This is a genomic window from Streptomyces sp. HUAS MG91 (genome assembly GCF_040529335.1).
In the GTDB taxonomy this organism is placed as follows: domain Bacteria; phylum Actinomycetota; class Actinomycetes; order Streptomycetales; family Streptomycetaceae; genus Streptomyces; species Streptomyces tabacisoli.
The window spans coordinates 5,240,817-5,260,294 of sequence record NZ_CP159534.1; the positions used below are offsets into that span (position 1 = coordinate 5,240,817).

Annotated in this window: 16 protein-coding genes; 13 read left to right on the forward strand and 3 right to left on the reverse strand. The window is 71.2% G+C overall.

Annotated elements, in window-relative coordinates:
- Positions 1 to 154: 154 nt before the first annotated feature.
- Together ABII15_RS24045 and ABII15_RS24050 are read right to left on the reverse strand one after the other, a co-directional pair.
- Positions 155 to 1,486 carry a polysialyltransferase family glycosyltransferase gene (locus tag ABII15_RS24045; protein ID WP_353944361.1) on the reverse strand — a complete coding sequence of 444 codons (1,332 nt, stop codon included), beginning with the start codon at positions 1,484 to 1,486 and terminating at the stop codon, positions 155 to 157.
- The gene (locus tag ABII15_RS24050; protein WP_353944362.1) at positions 1,486 to 2,463 is read right to left on the reverse strand and encodes a glycosyltransferase family 2 protein; all 978 of its coding nucleotides are present in this window, start codon (positions 2,461 to 2,463) and stop codon (positions 1,486 to 1,488) included. The genes ABII15_RS24045 and ABII15_RS24050 overlap by 1 nt, the downstream gene beginning before the upstream one ends.
- Positions 2,464 to 2,661: 198 nt before the next feature.
- Here ABII15_RS24050 and ABII15_RS24055 point away from each other — a divergent pair, with 198 nt between their 5' ends.
- The 5 genes from ABII15_RS24055 to ABII15_RS24075 all read left to right on the forward strand — a co-directional run bounded on the left by ABII15_RS24055 (position 2,662) and on the right by ABII15_RS24075 (position 9,085).
- On the forward strand, positions 2,662 to 3,993 hold the full coding sequence (locus ABII15_RS24055; protein ID WP_353944363.1) for a DUF6716 putative glycosyltransferase: 1,332 nt from the start codon (positions 2,662 to 2,664) through the stop codon (positions 3,991 to 3,993).
- 38 nt (positions 3,994 to 4,031) lie between these two features.
- A complete protein-coding gene (locus ABII15_RS24060; protein ID WP_353944364.1) occupies positions 4,032 to 5,327 on the forward strand; it encodes an N-acylneuraminate cytidylyltransferase in 1,296 nt (431 codons plus the stop codon).
- A gap of 14 nt (positions 5,328 to 5,341) precedes the next feature.
- On the forward strand, positions 5,342 to 6,283 hold the full coding sequence (locus tag ABII15_RS24065; protein ID WP_353944365.1) for an N-acetylneuraminate synthase family protein: 942 nt from the start codon (positions 5,342 to 5,344) through the stop codon (positions 6,281 to 6,283).
- 79 nt (positions 6,284 to 6,362) lie between these two features.
- On the forward strand, positions 6,363 to 7,391 hold the full coding sequence (locus ABII15_RS24070; RefSeq protein ID WP_353944366.1) for a hypothetical protein: 1,029 nt from the start codon (positions 6,363 to 6,365) through the stop codon (positions 7,389 to 7,391).
- 530 nt (positions 7,392 to 7,921) lie between these two features.
- On the forward strand, positions 7,922 to 9,085 hold the full coding sequence (locus tag ABII15_RS24075) for a Cmx/CmrA family chloramphenicol efflux MFS transporter (protein WP_353944367.1): 1,164 nt from the start codon (positions 7,922 to 7,924) through the stop codon (positions 9,083 to 9,085).
- Here ABII15_RS24075 and ABII15_RS24080 read toward each other — a convergent pair.
- Positions 9,055 to 9,726, reverse strand: coding sequence for a DUF4097 family beta strand repeat-containing protein (locus ABII15_RS24080; protein WP_353944368.1), 672 nt, complete (start codon positions 9,724 to 9,726; stop codon positions 9,055 to 9,057). The two genes, ABII15_RS24075 and ABII15_RS24080, sit on opposite strands and share 31 nt — an antisense overlap.
- A gap of 242 nt (positions 9,727 to 9,968) precedes the next feature.
- On the opposite strand from ABII15_RS24080, the gene ABII15_RS24085 reads away from it, so the two are divergent.
- The 8 genes from ABII15_RS24085 to ABII15_RS24120 all read left to right on the forward strand — a co-directional run bounded on the left by ABII15_RS24085 (position 9,969) and on the right by ABII15_RS24120 (position 19,411).
- The gene (locus tag ABII15_RS24085) at positions 9,969 to 10,736 is read left to right on the forward strand and encodes a helix-turn-helix domain-containing protein (protein ID WP_353944369.1); all 768 of its coding nucleotides are present in this window, start codon (positions 9,969 to 9,971) and stop codon (positions 10,734 to 10,736) included.
- A 174-nt stretch (positions 10,737 to 10,910) separates the two neighbouring features.
- Positions 10,911 to 12,173, forward strand: a complete 1,263-nt coding sequence (locus tag ABII15_RS24090; RefSeq protein WP_353947176.1) for an amidohydrolase — start codon at positions 10,911 to 10,913, stop codon at positions 12,171 to 12,173.
- Positions 12,174 to 12,530: 357 nt separating this feature from the next.
- Positions 12,531 to 13,589: a BMP family ABC transporter substrate-binding protein gene (locus ABII15_RS24095; RefSeq protein WP_353944370.1), complete on the forward strand. Its 1,059-nt coding sequence runs from the start codon at positions 12,531 to 12,533 to the stop codon at positions 13,587 to 13,589.
- Between the two features lie 233 nt (positions 13,590 to 13,822).
- The gene (locus ABII15_RS24100; RefSeq protein ID WP_353944371.1) at positions 13,823 to 14,875 is read left to right on the forward strand and encodes a BMP family ABC transporter substrate-binding protein; all 1,053 of its coding nucleotides are present in this window, start codon (positions 13,823 to 13,825) and stop codon (positions 14,873 to 14,875) included.
- A gap of 156 nt (positions 14,876 to 15,031) precedes the next feature.
- A complete protein-coding gene (locus ABII15_RS24105; protein ID WP_353944372.1) occupies positions 15,032 to 16,621 on the forward strand; it encodes an ABC transporter ATP-binding protein in 1,590 nt (529 codons plus the stop codon).
- Positions 16,622 to 16,626: 5 nt separating this feature from the next.
- Complete coding sequence (locus ABII15_RS24110; RefSeq protein WP_353947177.1) at positions 16,627 to 17,757, forward strand: ABC transporter permease; 1,131 nt, start codon at positions 16,627 to 16,629, stop codon at positions 17,755 to 17,757.
- Complete coding sequence (locus tag ABII15_RS24115; RefSeq protein WP_353944373.1) at positions 17,754 to 19,022, forward strand: ABC transporter permease; 1,269 nt, start codon at positions 17,754 to 17,756, stop codon at positions 19,020 to 19,022. Before ABII15_RS24110 ends, ABII15_RS24115 begins: the two co-directional genes overlap by 4 nt.
- Positions 19,022 to 19,411 carry a cytidine deaminase gene (locus tag ABII15_RS24120; protein ID WP_353944374.1) on the forward strand — a complete coding sequence of 130 codons (390 nt, stop codon included), beginning with the start codon at positions 19,022 to 19,024 and terminating at the stop codon, positions 19,409 to 19,411. The genes ABII15_RS24115 and ABII15_RS24120 overlap by 1 nt, the downstream gene beginning before the upstream one ends.
- The last annotated feature ends 67 nt before the right edge of the window (positions 19,412 to 19,478 follow it).

A 19,478-nucleotide genomic window follows, 5' to 3' on the forward strand; every position in this document is an offset into this window, starting at 1 on the left:
TTGATCTCTGCCGGTCGTTCCGCCGGAGGCCCGAATGTGCCCCACCGCACGCTGTGCCGGGCGGCTTTCCGGTGGACGGTTGATGAACTCTCCCCGCGCCGCCGAAGGCCGCAGGCCTCTCAGGGGCGCGGGGAACTGCGGGACCGGCGCCGGGTCACCCCTTGACCGACCGCCACGTCCGCCGGGCCCGCCGCGCCACGCGCCGCGCCGTGGAGTTGCGGGGCAGAAAGCCCAGGCGCTGCGGGATGCCGCCGGGCAGCCCGAGCACGGTCAGCCGGCGCCGCTTGAAGTACCGCTGGACACGGGAGTCGAAGTGCTGGGACAGGAAACGCTCGGCCGCCGGGCGCAGCGCGGGCAGCACCTGCGGCTGCATCGCGAAGCTCACCGCGGTGACGAGCCCCTCCAGCAGCTTGGGCGGCAGCGGGTCGGCCGGCGTCTCCGCCTCCAGGTCGGGCAGCAGCGCGTCGGCGAGGACGACCGGGATCCGGTTGCTGTTCTGGAACGGCGCCAGCCGGTCGAGCAGCGTCCCGGTCCCGAGCCGGGCGACGGGCAGCCCGTAGAACGCGGACGCGGTGAACAGCGCCGTCGAGAAGCAGCCGACGACCAGCGCGGGCCGCGCCCGGGCGAACAGCACCTCGGCGAGGACCGGCTCGTCGATCACCGTGAGGTCGACATCGAGCCGCTCCGCCTCGGCCGCCAGAGCCAGTTCGTAGTCGGCCGGGGCCATCGGGTGCGGCTTGAAGACCAGGGAGCGGTGGCCGCGCGCGACGGCCCCGCGCATCATCCGCACGTGCAGCCGGGTCTCCTCGGCGGGCGTGAGGATGTCCAGGGCGGACAGGTACTGGCCGAGCAGCAGCGCGGCCCCGTCGGGCACCGCGGGCACCTCGCCGCTCGCGCCCGTCAGGCCGCCCAGCACCTTCAGGAAGTTCTCGGCGGGCACGATCTCCGGCCGGACACCGAACTCGCTGAGCAGCACGGGCTTGAGCCCGGGCACCAGATCCAGGTGGAGCAGCCGCCGCACGCGCGTGCCGACCAGCGGGTCGATCTTGTTGCGGGTGGGGCCGTAGCTCATCAGCCCGTCCGCGTACGCGTGGATCGGCGCACCGGTGAAGATCTGGGCGAACCCCAGCGCCGGATTGACCTGGAGGGATTCCAGGACCAGTTCGAGCCGGTCGTCGCCGAGCCGCCACAGCCCGCGCAGATACCGCTCCAGGAGCGGGATGTCGTCCTGGCGCGGGCTCCAGGCCGCCGGGTGCAGCGGGCTGATGGCGTCGTTGAAGCAGAGCACGTCGTCGAAGTGCTTGCGCAGCGCGCCGAACCCGGGCATCTCGTGGACGGGCGTCGACGTCTCGGGCACCGCGGCGTTGTTGAACACCAGCAGGATGCGCCGGTCCGGTTCGCTGAAGCGGTCCGCCTCGATCGCGGCGGCCAGCGTGGCCGCGCCGTACAGCGTGGAGGCGCAGAAGATCTGGGTGGTACGGGGCATCAGGCGGCCGCCTTCGCTGAGGTGACCCGCCGCCGCAGCCTGCGCAGCCGCGCGGCCCGGTCCAGGTCCATGGTGTCGAGGACGTCGGCGAGCAGCGGCTGCGGCATCCGGTCCAGCGCCGCCGCGCTCATCGCGCGCAGCCGCTTGGCGACCGCGGGCTCGAACTTCTCGATCTCCGCCAGGTGGTGGGCGATGATCGCGCAGTAGGTGCGGACGGCCTTGGGGAGCAGCGTGTCGGCGTCCCGGTCCGCGGCCGTCTCGGAGAGGACCTCGTCGAAGGCGCGGATGAAGTCGAGCTGGCGCACGTCGCCGATCTGCGTCAGGGAGGTCGTCACCCCGCGCCGGTAGAAGACGCCGAGCAGGCTGACGGCGGCGAACGACTCGGCCTCCCGGTGCAGCCGCCAGATCCACGGCCGGTCCTCGGCGGTGCGCAGCCCGTCCGTGAAGTGCAGCAGCCCGCGCTCCAGGAGGCGCCGGTGGTAGATCCCGGCCCAGGCGTACGCGTAGTCGACGGAGGTGGTGCGGTCGGCGGGCAGGATCGCCTCGCGCGGGACCAGCGCCTCGTTCCGCACGCCCACCGGCACCCGGGACACCGAGCGGGCCCGGCCCTTGGTCTGTACATGGTCCGTGCGGACGAAGTCGACGCCCAACTCCTCGATGGCGGCGAGCAGTTCGGCCAGATATCCGGGGGCGAGCCAGTCGTCGCCGTCGAGGAACGTCAGATACGCGCCGCGCGCCGCGTCCAGGCCCGTGTTGCGGGCCGTGGCCAGACCTCCGTTCTTCTCGTGTCTGACGAGGACCGCGCCGGGCAGCTCGCGTTCCGCGCGCGCGAGTATCGCCGGGGTCTCGTCCTGGGAGCAGTCGTCGACGAGAATGAATTCGAAATCGTCGCGTGTGTTTGTGCGAAGACTCCTGAGGGTGTCGGGCGCGTATTGCTGCACGTTGTAGAACGGCACGATGACGGAGAGCTTGACCACCCGTCGGACGCTAAGGGACCGCCTGACATGCGGATTGGCCGACGGCTTGATGTCGGATGAACGACATGTGTCGGAATGGTGAACCGCCGCCGCCACAGCCGAATTCCCGGACTGATTCGCCATTCGGCGATCTGTTGTTAACCGTTTGTTGCGTTCTGGTTGGGCCGCGGCTAGGAATCCCTTTCTACGTTCTTCCACGTGCCAGTAAGCAGCAATACGAGGACCGAAAAGGCGCCCGGGGGACCGCTCAGGGCCGCCGTGCTCGCCGACTCCGACACCCGCTGGAAGTGGGGCTCGCTCACCGCCGCCCGCCTGCTCGGCGACGACGCGCGGCTCGACGGATACCTGCTCCGGGGCCGCGCCACCCCGACGCCGCGCCAGCTCGGCGAGGTGGGCGTGCGCGCCGACCGCATGAGCGAGGTCACCGCCGTCGAGTTCCTGCGCGAGATGGAGCGCGCGCACCAGGAGTACGACGTGGTCGTCCTCGCCCTCGTCGGCGGAGCCGTCCAGGCCGTACTGCACGGACTCGGGCACGTCTGGCGCGAGGTCTCCGACCGGCCGGTGGTCGTCACCGGCTACGTCGGCGTCGTCTACGAGAAGCTGGCCGACGGGCTGCTGCTGCGCCACGGCGCGGACGTCGTCCTCGCCAACTCGGCCTACGACGCGGAGCGTTTCCGCGCCGTGTACGAGGGCGTGGGCGCCGACGCCTCCGCGGTCACCGAGTGCGCGCTGCCGTTCCTCGGCGGCGCCCCCCACACGGCGGAGCACGACCCGTACACGGTCGTCTTCGCGGCGCAGCCGTCCGTGCCGGACACCCCGGCCGACCGGATGTACCTCCTCGACCGCCTGGTGCGGCACGCCCGTCGGCACCCCGACCGCGAGGTGCTGCTCAAGCTGCGCAGCAAGCCCGGCGAACACACCACGCACATCGAGGAGATCCCCTACCAGAAGCTCGCGCAGCGCATCGAGGTCCCCGCCAACTTCCGTCTGGTGTACGGGAACATGGGCGAGGTCCTGGACCGCGCCGACCTGCTCGTCACGGTCAGCTCCACCGCGGCCCTCGAAGCCCTGCACCGGCGTATCCCGACCGCCCTCCTCACCGACCTCGGGGTCCGCGAGGCCCTGGGCAACCACCACTTCACCGGCTCCGGCTGCCTGGTCTCCTGGGACCAGCTCGACGCGGGCCTGCGCCCCGAGCCGGACCCCGCCTGGGTCGCCCGGCAGGGCGTCGCCGCCGACGGCACGTACGAGCGGGCCTTCGACGGGGCGCGTGCCAGGGTCACCGCCCTGCTCGGCCGCGACCGGCCGGCCCTCGCGCCGTACTACTCCCGCACCACGGCCCCCGGCTACCTGCCGCGCGTCCTGGCCCGCCACCACCTCGCGCCCGACGGCAGCCCGCTGCCCGGCGCCCCGGCGGCCGACAAGGATCCCGGCGCCGTCCGCCAGATCGTCCGCCGGGCCGCCCGCGGCGCCTACCGGCACGGCGTGCAGCGCGTCGCGCCCGTCATCCGGCGGATGGGGGAGCTGTGAGCACCCGCACCGACCGACTCCCTGAAGGAGAAGCGCACATGACCGACCCGGAAGCGGTCCAGGCCGCCCCCGTCCGCCGCGTCCTCGCCGTGATCCCGGCGCGCGGCGGCTCCAAGGGCGTACCGGCCAAGAACCTCGCCCCGGTCGGCGGCGTGCCCCTGGTGGCACGGGCCGTGCGCGAGTGCCGGGCCACCCGGCACGTCACGGACGTCGTGGTCTCCACCGACGACGCGGCCATCGCCGCCGCCGCCCGGGAGGCGGGCGCCGAGGTCGTCACCCGGCCCGCCGCCATCGCCGGCGACAAGGCCACCTCCGAGGCGGCCGTGCTGCACGCCATGGACGCCCACGAGGCGCTCCAGGGCGCGGCCGTGGACGTGGTGCTGCTCGTGCAGTGCACCAGCCCGTTCATCGTCCGCGAGGACATCGACGGAGTGGTCGCCGCCATCGTCGAGGGCGGAGCCGACAGCGCGCTTACCGTCGCCCCGTTCCACGGTTTCGTGTGGCGCGACGCCGCCGACGAGCCGCGGGGCATCGCCGGTGAGCGGGCCGCGTCCGTGGGCGGCACCGGCACCCTCGTCACCGAGGCGCCCGCCACCAGCGGCGGCTACGGCGTCAACCACGACAAGTCCTTCCGGCCGCGCCGCCAGGACCGCCCCCAGGACCTCCTGGAGACCGGCGCCGTGTACGCGATGGAGGCCACCGGCTTCCGCCGCCACGAGCACCGCTTCTTCGGCCGTACGGAACTGGTGCGCACCGACCCCGCGCGCGTCCTGGAGATCGACGACCCGCACGACCTGGCCCGCGCCCGCGCGCTGGCCCCCCTCTTCGACCAGCGCACCCTTCCGACGATGGAAGACATCGACGCGGTCGTCCTCGACTTCGACGGCACCCAGACCGACGACAAGGTGCTGATCGACTCCGACGGACGGGAGTTCGTCACCGTGCACCGCGGTGACGGCCTCGGCATCGCGGCCCTCCGCAAGAGCGGCCTGACGATGCTGATCCTGTCCACGGAGGTGAACCCGGTGGTCGCCGCCCGGGCCCGGAAGCTCAAGATCCCGGTCCTGCACGGCATCGACCGCAAGGACCTCGCACTGAAGCAGTGGTGCGAGGAGCAGGGCATCGCGCCGGAGCGCGTGCTCTACGTCGGCAACGACGTCAACGACCTCCCGTGCTTCGCCGCAGTCGGCTGGCCCGTGGCGGTCGCGAGCGCCCACGACGTCGTACGCGGCGCCGCACGCGCGGTCACCACCGTCCCCGGTGGCGAAGGCGCGATCCGGGAGATCGCCAGCTGGATCCTCGGCCCCTCTCTCGACACCCTCGAAACCAAGTAAGGAACGCATCCCTCATGTCTGCTCTCAACTCCCGCCTCCGCACCTTCGGTTCGCGCACCGCGGGCCCCGGTCAGCCCGTCTACATCACGGGTGAGATCGGCATCAACCACAACGGCGACCTGGAGAACGCGTTCAAGCTGATCGACGTCGCCGCCGAGGCCGGCTGCGACGCCGTCAAGTTCCAGAAGCGCACCCCCGAGATCTGCACCCCGCGCGACCAGTGGGACATCGAGCGCGACACCCCGTGGGGTCGCATGACGTACATCGACTACCGCCACCGCGTCGAGTTCGGCGAGGACGAGTACCGCAAGATCGACGAGCACTGCAAGAAGCGCGGCATCGACTGGTTCGCCTCCCCGTGGGACACCGAGGCCGTCGCCTTCCTGGAGAAGTTCGACGTCCCCGCCCACAAGGTCGCCTCGGCCTCCCTGACCGACGACGAGCTGCTGCGCGCCCTGCGCGCCACCGGCCGCACGGTCATCCTCTCCACCGGCATGTCGACGCCGAAGCAGATCCGCCACGCGGTCGAGGTCCTCGGCTCGGACAACATCCTCATGTGCCACGCCACGTCCACGTACCCGTCGGTGGCCGAGGAGCTCAACCTCCGCGTCATCAACACCCTCCAGGCCGAGTACCCGAACGTCCCGATCGGCTACTCCGGCCACGAGACCGGCCTCCAGACCACCCTCGCGGCCGTCGCCCTCGGCGCCACCTTCGTCGAGCGCCACATCACCCTCGACCGCGCCATGTGGGGCTCCGACCAGGCCGCCTCGGTGGAGCCGCAGGGCCTGACGCGCCTGGTCCGCGACATCCGCACCATCGAGGCCTCCCTCGGTGACGGCGTCAAGAAGGTCTACGAGTCCGAGCTCGGCCCGATGAAGAAGCTCCGCCGCGTCGCGGGCGTCGTCGCCGAGTCCGAGATCGCCGTCGCCGCCGGCGAGCCGGTCGGCGTCTGATCCACCGGTTCGTCGAGCCACGGGCGGTCCGGCACGGTCGACGTGCCGGGCCGCCCCGGCGTCCCTCGGGAGGGGTCGCATGTCCAGCAGCGGTACGTTGTGCTTCGTCGAGAGCCCGGTACAGCTCCTCAACGTTCTCGAATGGGCCCACCTCGACGGGGGCCGTGCCACCGTCGTCGTGCTCTCGCCCACCGATCCGATGACCCGCGGACAGCTCCGCCGTGTCGCCGAACTCGCCCGCGAGGAAGGCCACACGGTGCGCTGGGAGGAGGCCCGCGGCGGCGCGGCCGCTCCCTTCCAGACCATCGGCGGCCTCGCCGGGCCGCTGCGCGCGGCGGACCGGATAGTGCTCGGCGACCCGTTCTCCCGCTACGTACAGCTGCTGCTCACCATCACCCGCGCCCGCGAGCTGGTCGTCGTCGACGACGGCACCGCCACCATGGAGTTCGTCAGCCAGCTCGCGGGCGGCGAACGCCTGGTGCGCTGGCACCGGCGCGGGGGCCGGCCCGGTCCCCGCGACCTCGTCTTCGGGCCCGTCGCCTCGGCGGCCCGAAGACGGCTCACGCCGCGCGCCGGGGGCCGCCGCTCGGTCTCCCTGTTCACCTCCATGCCGGTGGAGGGGGTGCCGGAGGGGGTGACGGTCACCGAGAACACGTACGCCTGGACGCGGGGCCGGTTCGGCCCGCCCCGCATCACCCGCGGGGCCGACCTCGTCGGAACGTCCCTGGTGGAAACCGGAGTCGTCGACCTCGACCGCTATCTCGTCGCGGTCCGTGAACTGGCCGCCGCGCACGGCGCCACGCGCTACTTCGCGCATCGCCGCGAGAGCGCCGACAAACTCCATCGCCTCGCCACCGAGACCGGCCTGGAGGTCGTCCGCCCCGACCTCCCCCTCGAACTCATCGCCCGCCGCGGTCCCATCGGCCGTACGATCCTCAGCTTTCCGTCGACCGTGGTCCACACCCTGCCCATCGCGCTGGAGGGCACGGGCGTCAAGGTCGCCGTCTGCGAGATCGACCCGGCCTGGCTGACAGCCGGCGTCTCCGCCCACGCCCAGGGTTTCCTCTCCGGCATCACCAACTCGGCCCGAGACATCCGCACCGTATGAACCCGCGCCTCTGGGTCGTACGTCGGCTGACGGCCGGTGGGGCTTCTCGCGCAGTTCCCCGCGCCCCTGAGATGCGCACTGCGTGCGACATCTCATCAGAGGCGCGCCACCGCCCTTGATCGGAGGCGCGCGAAGCGCAGCCTCCAGGGGAGGCTGCGCGTCAGCGCATGCCTCAGGGGCGCGGGGAACTGCGCGAGAAGAGGCCACCGGGGCGCGGACGAACGACGACCCAACAGGGGCGCGGGGAACTGCGCGAGAAGAGGCCACCGGGGCGCGGACGAACGACGACCCAACAGGGGCGCGGGGAACTGCGCGACCAGCCCCCACCGGGGCCGCGGAAAAATGACAACCGTGCTGAACCCGAGCCCGGTAAGGTGCGGAGCATGAGCAGTCCTGAGTCGGACACACCCCAGCCACCGGCGGCCCCCGCCCGGTGGCTGCCCCGCACCACAAGCTGAGGCAGCACCACCGTCGGCACCCGCCGGCCCGCGACCAAGTCACCACACCTCTGTACGGTCACGGAGTCCGCTGTGCCCCTCACGCTCCATCTGCTCGCCCTCGCCGTCTTCGCGCAGGGCACTTCCGAGTTCATGCTGTCGGGGCTGATCCCCGACATCGCCCACGACCTGAACGTCTCCGTCCCGGCCGCGGGCACACTCACGTCGGCCTTCGCGGCCGGCATGATCGTCGGCGCCCCCGCCATGGCGGTGCTCGCCCTGCGCCGCTCGCGCCGGGCGACCCTGCTCGGCTTCCTGACGGTGTTCCTGCTCGCGCACGTGACGGCCGCGCTCACCACGAGCTACGCCGTCCTGCTGGCGACCCGCGTCGTCGCGGCGCTCGCCAACGCCGGGTTCCTCGCCGTCGCCCTGGCCACCGCCGCGTCCCTGGTGGCCCCGGACGCCAAGGGCCGGGCCACGTCGGTGCTGCTCGGCGGAACCACGCTCGCCTGTGTCGCCGGAGTCCCCGGCGGCGCCCTGCTCGGCCAGTTCCTCGGCTGGCGGGCCGCGTTCTGGGCGGTCGCGGCGCTCTGCCTGCCCGCGCTGGTCGCCGTGGCACGCACGGTCCCGGCGGGCCGGCCCGCCGACGGCGCCCACGGGAACGTACGCGATGAACTGCGGGCCCTGCGCCGCCCGCGCCTGCTGGTCGTCCTCGCGCTCGGCGCCCTGGTGAACGCCGCGACGTTCTGCACGTTCACCTACCTGGCCACCGTCGCCACCGAGGTGACCGGAGTGGCCCGGCCGTGGATCCCGGTGCTGCTGGCGCTCTTCGGGCTCGGCTCGTTCGCGGGCGTCACCGCGGCGGGCCGCTGGTCGGACGCCCGGCCGCTGCCGGTGCTCGCGGGCGGCGGGGCGGCGCTCTGCGCGGGCTGGGCGCTGTTCGCGTACGCGGCCGTCAGCGTCCCGGCGACCCTCGTGCTCACCTTCGTACAGGGCGCGTTGTCCTTCGCCGTCGGCTCGACGCTGATCGCGCGGGCCCTGTACGCGGCGTCGGGCGCGCCCCTGCTGGCGGGCGCCTGCGCGACGGCGGCCCTCAACATCGGTGCCGCGCTCGGCCCCTGGACCGGCGGCCTGGCGATCGACGGCGGCCCCGGCGCCCGGGCCGTGCCGGCGGTGAGCGCCGCGCTGGTGGCGCTGGCGCTCGTGACCGGGGCCGCCGCCGACCGTCAGAGGCTGCGGGCGGCGATGTCGCCGTAACCGGTGGTCGCGTGGATGGCCAGCCCCGCGGCGGCGCCGTCGGCGTTCTTCAGGGCGTTGCTCACCCGGCCGTAGGAGGTGCCGGCGTCGAGCGTGGCGGAGACGCCGCGGGCGGCGCCGACGCTCACGTCACCGGCCTCGGTGCGCAGGGTGACCGTGCCGCGCGTGGCCTCGGCGACGCTCAGATCGCCCTTCATGGTGCTGATCCGCGCGTCGCCGGTCAGGCGGCCGACCGTGATGTCGCCCTCCTTGAGGTCGAGGCGGACGCTCGCGGCCTCGTCCAGCTTGACCGGGCCACGGGCGCTCTCGAAGGTGACGTCGCCGAGCCGCCCGACGCCCCGCAGTTCGCCGGCGCCCGCGGTCGCCTCGACGTGCGAGCCGGCCGGCAGCTGCACGGTCACCTCGACGGTGCCGGACGGGCCGAGGAGCTGGTTCTTCGCGGCCGGGGCGGCGATCCGCAGCCGCCCGTCGGCGTAGCCGACCTCGATCTGCTCGGCCGCCTTCACGTCGCGGCCCTTGGCGGCGTCGGCGGGCCGGACCTCGACGACGGTGTCCGTCCGGTCGGCGGCGATGAACCGGATGCGGCCCGCGGGGATGTCGAGGACGGCGGAGATGGTGGCGGGGGTGGCGAACTTCTGCATCACTTGCTCCTTGACTCGTCGTTTCTGATGAGAGAAACGCTACGTTGCGTTCGAGGATCAGGCAACGCATTCGTTGCGCAGAAGAACAGTAATACCAGCTCAGTAAGCCAATTTCGTTGCAACCGGCTCACGACTAACGCAACACCGCACGCACTCTGCGTTGCAATAGATAGAAAGTGAACGCTATAGTCGCGACGGCAGGCGGCAGGCGGCGGCGAGAACCACGGACGAAGGAGACGGCGATGCCGGGAGGCAGGCTCACCCAGCAGGAACGGCAGCAGATCGCGCTGGGACTGGCCGACGGCCTCGCCTACGCCGAGATCGCCCGGCGCCTGGACCGCCCCACCTCGACCGTCACCCGCGAGGTGATGCGCAACGGCGGCCCGACCTCGTACCGCGCCGACCTCGCCCACCGCGCCACCGAGCAGCGCGCCCACCGGCGCAAGCAGGCCGCGCCCCGGGGATCTCAGCCGGCCGCGCGGCCCGGCGGGCGCGACGACGCGGCGGTGCGCGAGTTCGAGGAGACGTTCACCACCGTCATGATGGCCTCGGGCATGCCCAAGATGATGGCCCGCGTGCTGTCCAGCATCTGCCTCAGCGACTCGGGCAGTCTCACCGCGGCCGAGCTCGTCCAGCGGCTCCAGGTCAGCCCGGCGTCCGTCTCCAAGGCGATCGCCTTCATCGAGGGGCTGGGCATGGTGCGCCGGGAGCGCGACGAGCGCCGCCGCGAGCGCTATGTCGTCGACGACGACATCTGGTACCAGTCCATGGTCGCCAGCGCCCAGGCCACCGCCCGGATCGTGGCCATCGCCCGCGAGGGATCGGGGCTGCTCGGCCCGGCGACGCCGGTCGGCGTCCGCCTGGAGAACATCGCCCGCTTCCTCGACTTCGTCTCCGAGAACACCGCCCGCGCCGCGGAACAGGCCCGCTCGATCCTGCACACGAAGCCGGCCGGAGCGGGGTCGGGGGAAGGCACGCAAGACGCCGGTGAGCCGACTCCCGGCGACTGACGGCGGGGCGTCGTCCGAATCCGGTCCGACCGCAGGTCGAAAGAGTCTGCATACCCGTTCCGTACGATCGACATGCGCAGCTCCGCCAGATTTCTTACGTCAATCTGGCTGAACTTTTGTTGATCGAGCGTCAGTTGGCCCATGCGTCGCCCTACCCTTCAGAGGGTGAACCAGATGAAGTCCCGAGAATCCGAGGCCGACCAGCCGGGTGAAGCCGCCGGGGAACCCGCCCCGGGCGCCGTGCTCCCCGGCACGCTGCCCGAAGCCCTGCGTACCGAACTCATCGCCTTCCGCCGTGACTTGCACATGCACCCGGAGCTGGGCAACCAGGAGTTCCGCACCACCGCCGCGCTCAAGACCCGCCTGGAGCAGGCGGGGCTCGTACCCCGCGTGCTCGGCATGGGGACCGGGCTCATCTGTGACATCGGCACCGAGGACGGGGAGTGGCGCGGCGGGCCCGGCATGTTCGCGCTGCGCGCCGACATCGACGCGCTGCCCATCCCGGACACCAAGGTCACCTGCGCCTACCGGTCCACCGTGCCCGACCGCGCGCACGCCTGCGGGCACGACGTGCACACCACCGTCGTGCTCGGCGCCGGGCTCGTCCTCGCCGACCTGCACCGGCAGGGGCTGCTGCCGCACCCGGTACGGCTGATCTTCCAGCCCGCCGAGGAGGTGCTGCCCGGCGGCGCTCCCGACGCCATCGAGTGCGGAGTCCTGGACGGCGTACGGAAGATCGTCGGGGTGCACTGCGACCCGAAGGTCGACGCCGGGCGGATCGGGCTGCGCGCCGGTCCCATCACCTCGGCGTGCGACCGTCTTGAGGTCACCCTCGACGGGCCCGGCGGGCACACCGCGCGCCCGCACCTGACGACCGACCTCGTCGTCGCCGCCGCCAAGGTCGCCACCGAGGTGCCCGCGCTGGTCGGCCGCCGGATGGACGCGCGCTCCGGGCTCTCCGTCACCTGGGGGCGCCTGGAGACCGGTCACGCCTGCAATGTGATCCCGCAGCACGCCGAGCTGTCCGGCACCGTGCGCTGCCTGGACCTGGAGGCGTGGCGGGCGGCGCCCGATCTGGTGCACGGGGCCATCCAGGAGATCGCCGACCTGTACCGGGCCAAGCCGGTCGTGAACTACGTCCGCGGGGTCCCTCCGGTCGTCAACGATCCGGCCGTGACCGAGTTGCTGCGGGACGCGATGACCGCGCGTCTCGGCGCCGACTCCGTCGAGGACACCCAGCAGAGCCTGGGGGGCGAGGACTTCTCCTGGTACCTGGAGCACGTTCCCGGTGCCATGGCGCGGCTCGGGGTGAAGGTGCCGGGTGACCGGGTCAGCCGTGATCTTCACCAGGGTGACTTCGACGCCGACGAGTACGCGATCACGGTCGGCGTCGAACTCTTCACCGCCGCCGCGCTGTTGGACGCCGACCTCGCCTGACCGTCTGCCGGGTGCTGGTGCGTCGGCGACTGCGACACCGTCGTGGCTTGTCGCGCAGTTCCCCGCGCCCCTGAGATGCGCACTGCGTGCGCCATCTCATCGGGGAAGGCTGCGCGCAGCGCATGCCTTCAGGGGCGCGGGGAACTGCGCGGCCGGCCACGGCGAGAGCCGCACCCGAACACCCCCCGAAACGCCCCCTTTCGTCCCCGGCGTCCCCCCACGCAACCCAGATGTAACCGACCCCCGCCACGATCCGGTAACGGCGGAGCCCAACCGGGTTCCCCGCCCCTTCTACGCGCGTTACGCTCCGCCGAACTCAACGCCCTTCGCGGCGTGTTGACGAAGGAGCAGCCCATCATGCGTCGTACTCGTACGTCCCGGCTCACGCGGACCGCCGTGGTCGTCACCGGTCTCGCCCTCGCCGCCACCGCCTGCGGCGGCACCAGCGGGGACAAGGCCGCCTCCGAGGGGAAGAGCAAGAACCTCGGCATCGGCCTCGCCTACGACGTCGGCGGGCGCGGTGACCAGTCCTTCAACGACGCCGCGTACGCGGGCATGAAGAAGGCCAGCGACGAGTTCGGCTACAAGAGCAAGGACCTGGAGCCGAGCGACGGCGAGTCGGACGCCGACAAGACGGCCCGCCTGGAGTCGATGGCCAAGCAGGGCTACAACCCGGTCATCGGCGTCGGCTTCGCCTACGCGCCGGCCGTGAAGGCGGCCGCGGCCAAGTACCCGAAGATCTCCTTCGGCATCGTCGACGACTCGACGATCACCGCGAAGAACGTCGCGGACCTCGTCTTCAGCGAGGAGCAGGCCTCCTACCTGGCGGGCGTCGCCGCCGCCAAGGCCACCAAGTCGGACGTCGTCGGCTTCGTCGGCGGTGTGGACGTGCCGCTGATCCACAAGTTCGGCGCGGGCTTCGAGCAGGGCGTCAAGGACACCAACAAGAAGATCAAGGTGATCCCGCAGTACCTGACCGAGACCGCGGCCGAGGGCGGCTTCTCCAGCCCGGACAAGGGCAAGACGGCCGCCGAGGGCCAGATCGAGAAGGGCGCCGACGTGGTCTACCACGCGGCCGGCCTGTCCGGTCAGGGCGTCATCCAGGCCGCGGCCGCCCACAAGGTGTGGGCGATCGGCGTGGACAGCGACCAGTACCAGCAGGAAGCCCTCGCCAAGTACAAGGACTACATCCTCACCTCGGCCACCAAGGACGTCGGCGGCGCGGTCTACAACCTGGCCAAGTCGGTGAAGGACGGCAAGCCGCTGTCCGGCGTGACCCGCTTCGACCTGAAGGCGGGCGGCGTCGGCATCACCGACACCAACCCCAAGTTCAAGACCATCGCCGGTCTCGCGGACGCGGTCGCCAAGGCCAAGCAGGACATCATCGACGGCAAGATCACCGTCGCGACGAAGTAGCACCCACGCTCGACGGGCGGGGCGTGGACCGGTTCCTCCGGTCCGCGCCCCGCTTTGCTGCGTCGCGGACGCACCGGCTCCCCCACGGTCCACCGCGCCCGACTTAAGGCTTTCAGTACAGCCCGATAACAGTGGGGAGAAGGGGGTTTTATGTTCTGTCTACGCGCGTTAATCTGCGGCGAAGTCAGCGCCGTCCGGAACGCCGTCGGTGCATGTACGAAGGAGCTCATCCCATGCGCCGGGTTTCCCGAATAGCGCTCGCAGGCACTGCGACCGTCGCCCTCGCCGCGTCCCTCGCCGCTTGCGGCGGCACGTCCTCCGACGCCTCGAAGCAGAGCGACGGCGGTAAGTCCAAGGGTCTCGCCATCTCCTACGACGTCGGCGGCAAGGGTGACCAGTCCTTCAACGACGCCGCGTACGAGGGCCTGAAGAAGTCCGAGAAGGCCTTCGGCTACAAGGGTACCGACGTCGAGCCGAGCGACGGCGAGTCGGACGCCGACAAGACCGCGCGCCTGGTCGCCCTCGCCAAGCAGGGCTACAACCCCATCGTCGGCGTCGGCTTCGCCTATGCGCCCGCCGTCAAGGAGGCCGCGGCCAAGTACCCGAACGTCACCTTCGGCATCGTCGACGACTCGACGGTCCAGTCGAAGAACGTCGCGGACCTCGTCTTCAGCGAGCAGGAGGCCTCGTACCTGGCCGGCGTCACCGCCGCCAAGGCGACGAAGTCGAACGTCGTGGGCTTCGTGGGCGGCGTGGACGTGCCGCTGATCCACAAGTTCGAGGCCGGCTTCGAGCAGGGCGTCAAGGACACCAACAAGAAGGCCAAGGTCGTCTCGCAGTTCCTGACCGAGACCGCGGCCGAGGGCGGCTTCTCCAGCCCCGACAAGGGCAAGACGGCCGCCGAGGGCCAGATCGACAAGGGCGCCGACGTGGTCTACCACGCGGCCGGCCTGTCCGGTCAGGGCGTCATCCAGGCCGCCGCGGAGCACAAGGTCTGGGCGATCGGCGTCGACTCCGACCAGTACAAGCAGGAAGCCCTCGCCAAGTACAAGAAGTACATCCTGACCTCCGCGACGAAGGACGTCGCCAAGGCCGTGTACAACCTGGCGAAGTCGGTCCAGGATGGCAAGCCCGAGACCGGCGTCATCACCGGTGACCTCAAGTCGGGAGAGGTCGCCCTGGCCGGCTCGAACCCCGAGTTCGCGAACAACGCGGACCTGCAGAAGGCTCTGAAGACTGCCCAGGAGAAGATCGTCAGCGGCGAGATCAAGGTCAACACCAAGTAGCCGTAACCAGCGGGACACGTTCTGGGAACGGGGTGCGGGGAGGCTGAGGACAGTGCCTTCCCTCACCCCGTTTGTCCGGATTGTGCCCAACTCGCAGTGCCGTAGGGGCTCTACGCGCGTAGTAGTAGGCGTCGGCCCCCTGTCCATTCCACAGGAGTGTGCGCCATCAACGCGTCCAGCAGCCCGCCGGCCGTCGAACTGACCGGCATCACCAAACGCTTCCCCGGCGTCGTCGCCAACCACGACATCCACCTCACCGTCAAGAGGGGCACCGTGCACGCCCTCGTCGGGGAGAACGGTGCGGGCAAGTCGACGCTGATGAAGATCCTCTACGGCATGCAGAAGCCGGACGAGGGCACCATCGCCATCGACGGCGAGGCCGTCTCGTACGCCTCGCCCGCCGACGCCATCGCGCGCGGCATCGGCATGGTCCACCAGCACTTCATGCTCGCCGACAACCTCACGGTCCTGGAGAACGTGGCGCTCGGCAGCGAGAAGCTGTACGGGATCGGGGCGAAGGCCCGCAAGAAGATCCTGGAGATATCCGAGCGCTACGGCCTCGGCGTGCGCCCGGACGTCCTCGTCGAGGACCTCGGCGTCGCCGACCGCCAGCGCGTGGAGATCCTCAAGGTCCTCTACCGCGGCGCCACCACCCTGATCCTCGACGAGCCGACCGCCGTGCTCGTCCCGCAGGAGGTCGACGCGCTCTTCGACAACCTGCGCGAGCTCAAGGCCGAGGGCCTGGCCGTCATCTTCATCTCGCACAAGCTCGGCGAGGTCCTCTCCGTCGCCGACGAGATCACCGTCATCCGGCGCGGCACCACGGTCGGCACCGCCGTCCCCGCCGAGACCACCCCGCGCCAGCTCGCCGAGCTGATGGTCGGCTCCGAACTGCCGACCCCGGAGACCTCCGAGTCCACGGTCACCGACCGCCCGGTCCTCACCGTCACCGGACTGCGCCTGGACGCCGAGGGCGGCCGTCCGCTCCTGGACGACATCTCCTTCACCATCCACGCCGGTGAGGTCCTCGGCCTCGCGGGCGTCGAGGGCAACGGCCAGACCGAGCTGATCGACGCGATCATCGGCCTCAAGCACGCCGACTCCGGCACCATCGCGCTGGAGGCCGACGAGATCACCGCGTGGTCCACCCGCAAGCGCCGCGAGGGAGGCGTCGGGTACATCCCCGAGGACCGCCACCGCCACGGGCTCCTCCTGGAGTCCCCGCTGTGGGAGAACCGGATCCTCGGCCACGTCACCGAGAAGCCGAACGCGAAGGGCGTCCTGCTCGACATCAAGGCCGCGCAGGCCGACACCCGGCGCATCGTCGAGGAGTACGACGTGCGCACCCCCGGCATCGACGTCACCGCCGCCTCGCTCTCCGGCGGCAACCAGCAGAAGCTGATCGTCGGCCGCGAGATGAGCCACAACCCGCGCTTCCTCATCGCCGCCCACCCCACGCGCGGTGTGGACGTCGGCGCGCAGGCGCAGATCTGGGACCAGATCCGCGAGGCCCGCCGCGAAGGACTCGCGGTGCTCCTGATCTCCGCCGACCTCGACGAGCTGATCGGTCTCTCCGACACCCTGCGCGTGATCTACCGCGGACGGCTCGTCGCCGACGCCGACCCGGCCACGATCACGCCGGAGGAGCTGGGCTCGGCGATGACCGGCGCGGCCTCCGGCCACCTGGAACACGTAGAAGAGGGCGCCGAAGTTCCGGCGGCCCGTCAGCCGGAGGACGAGTCCTGATGGCCATGAAGAACACCTTCGACAAGGAGCGGCTGCTCCTCGGGGCGGCCGGTCCGGTCATCGCCCTGGTGACGTCGGTCGTCCTGACCTCGATCGTGCTGGTCCTCTCGGGCAAGAGCCCGATCGAGCCGTACACGATCATGTTCACCCAGGCCACGTACTCCGACGTGCAGGTCCTGATCATCAATCAGGCGGCCATGTACTACCTGGCCGCCCTCGCGGTGGCCATCGGCTTCCGGATGAACCTGTTCAACATCGGCGTCGACGGCCAGTACCGGCTCGCCGCGATGGTCGCCGCCATCGTCGGCGCGAAGGTGGCGCTGCCCGCCGCCCTCCAGCTGCCGATGCTGATCATCGTCGCGATGCTCACCGGCGCCATGTGGGCCGGCATCGCGGGCATCCTGAAGGTCACGCGCGGCGTCAGCGAGGTCGTCGCGACGATCATGCTGAACTCCATCGCGTCCGGCCTGATCGGCTACCTCTACCTGCCCGAGATCTTCGGCGTGCAGGTCGGCAACAACAAGACGACCGGCACGATGCACGAGTCCGGCTGGTTCCCGGGCATCAACATGGGCGCGTCCGGCGAGATCTACGGCTTCGTGGTCATCGCCGCGCTGCTCGGCGTCGTCTACTGGTTCGTGCTCAACCGCACCCGCTTCGGCTTCGACCTGCGCGCCACCGGCTCCTCCGAGTCGGCCGCGGCCGCCTCCGGCGTCGACGCCAAGCGCATGGTGCTGACCGCGATGCTCGTCTCCGGCGGCCTCGCGGGCCTGGCCGGCATGCCGCTGCTGCTCGGTGAGGCGCACACCTACAGCCTCACCTTCCCGACCACCATCGGTTTCACCGGCATCACGATCGCCCTGCTCGGCCGCAACAGCCCGGTCGGCATCGCCTTCGCGTCCCTCCTGATCGCCTGGCTCGACAAGGCCTCGCAGCAGCTCGACTTCGAGGGCTACGACAAGGAGATCGCGACGATCATGCAGGGCATCATCGTGATCGCCGTCGTCGTCTCCTACGAGTCCGTACGCGTCTGGGGGCAGCGCCGCCAGCAGCGCCGGGTCGGCATCGAACTCGGCACCGCGCTCGCGCGGCCCACCGACACCAACGACCTCAAGAAGGAGGTGGCTGCCCGATGAGCACGGCTACGGTCCTCGACAAGAAGCCCGCGTCGCAGCCCGCCCCCGGCGGCCGCCGCAGAATGTCCCTCCCCGTCACGATGATCGTCATCGCCGCGGTCCTGGCGCTGACCTCCCTGGTCCGCCTGATCACCGACGCGGACGGCATCACGAACGTCAGCCAGATGGCGACCGCCCTCCAGCTCGCCGTGCCGATCGGCCTCGCCGGTCTCGGCGGCCTGTGGGCCGAGCGCGCGGGCGTGGTCAACATCGGCCTCGAAGGCATGCTGATCCTCGGCACCTGGTTCGGCGCCTGGGCCGGCTACCAGTGGGGCCCGTGGGTCGGCGTCCTCGCCGGCATCATCGGCGGCGCGATCGGCGGCCTGCTGCACGCGGTCGTCACGGTCACCTTCAACGTGAACCACATCGTCTCCGGTGTGGCCATCAACATCCTCGCGCTCGGCGTCACCCGCTACCTCTCCAACTTCACGTTCGAGGGCGTCGAGGGCGGCACCACCAAGCAGTCCCCGCCGGTCGACTCGCTCGGCACGCTCACCGTCCCGGGTCTCTCCGACTGGCTGACGACCCTGAACGAGAAGCACTGGTTCCTGATCTCGGACATCGCCGGTCTGCTGGGCGGTCTGGTCACCGACCTGTCCCCGCTGACGATCGTCGCCGTGGCGCTCATCCCGTTCACCTGGTGGGTGCTGTGGCGCACGTCGTTCGGGCTTCGCCTGCGCTCCTGCGGCGAGAACCCGGTCGCGGCCGAGTCGCTCGGCGTCAACGTCATCAAGTACAAGTACATCGCCGTGATCATCTCCGGCGGCCTGGCGGGCCTCGGCGGCGCGTTCCTGTCGATCGTCGCCAACCCCTTCTACCTGGAGGGCCAGACCGCGGGTAAGGGCTACATCGGCCTCGCCGCGATGATCTTCGGCAACTGGATGCCGGGCGGACTCGCCCTCGGCGCGGGCCTGTTCGGCTACACCGACAGCCTCAAGCTGCGCGGCGGCACGGAGAACGTGCACGCGCTGCTGCTCCTCGTCGCCCTGCTCCTGGTGATCGGCGCGGTCTGGATGCTGGTGCGGAAGAAGTACGTCGCCGGCGCGGTCTGCGCCGTCGTGGCCGCCGGTACGGCAGCCTGGTACGCCACCACGGACGACGTGCCGACCCAGCTCGTCACGGCGACCCCGTACATCGTCACGCTGCTCGTCCTGTCCTTCTCCGCGCAGCGCCTGCGCATGCCGAAGGCGGACGGTCAGCCCTACCGGAAGGGCCAGGGCACGTGATGACCGACGTCGACTGGGAGGCTCTGCGGAAGGAGGCCCGCGAGGCCATGTCCCGCGCGTACGCCCCGTACTCGGGCTTCCCGGTCGGCGCGGCCGCCCGCGTCGACGACGGCCGCACGGTCACCGGCTGCAACGTCGAGAACGCGTCGTACGGGCTCGGCCTGTGCGCCGAGTGCGGCCTGGTCTCCCAGCTCGCCGCGACCGGCGGCGGCCGGCTCACCCACTTCACGTGCGTGGACGGCAAGGGCGAGATCCTGATGCCGTGCGGCCGCTGCCGCCAGCTGCTGTACGAGTTCGGGGGCGCCGAGCTGCTCCTGGAGACGTCCGCCGGGGTGCGCCCGCTGGGTGAGATGCTGCCCGACGCGTTCGGCCCCGACCAGCTCGTCTGACCGCCCGCACGCCACGGCCCACGGCCGCTCCTCCTCCGGGAGGGGCGGCCGTTCGCGTGCGTCCCCC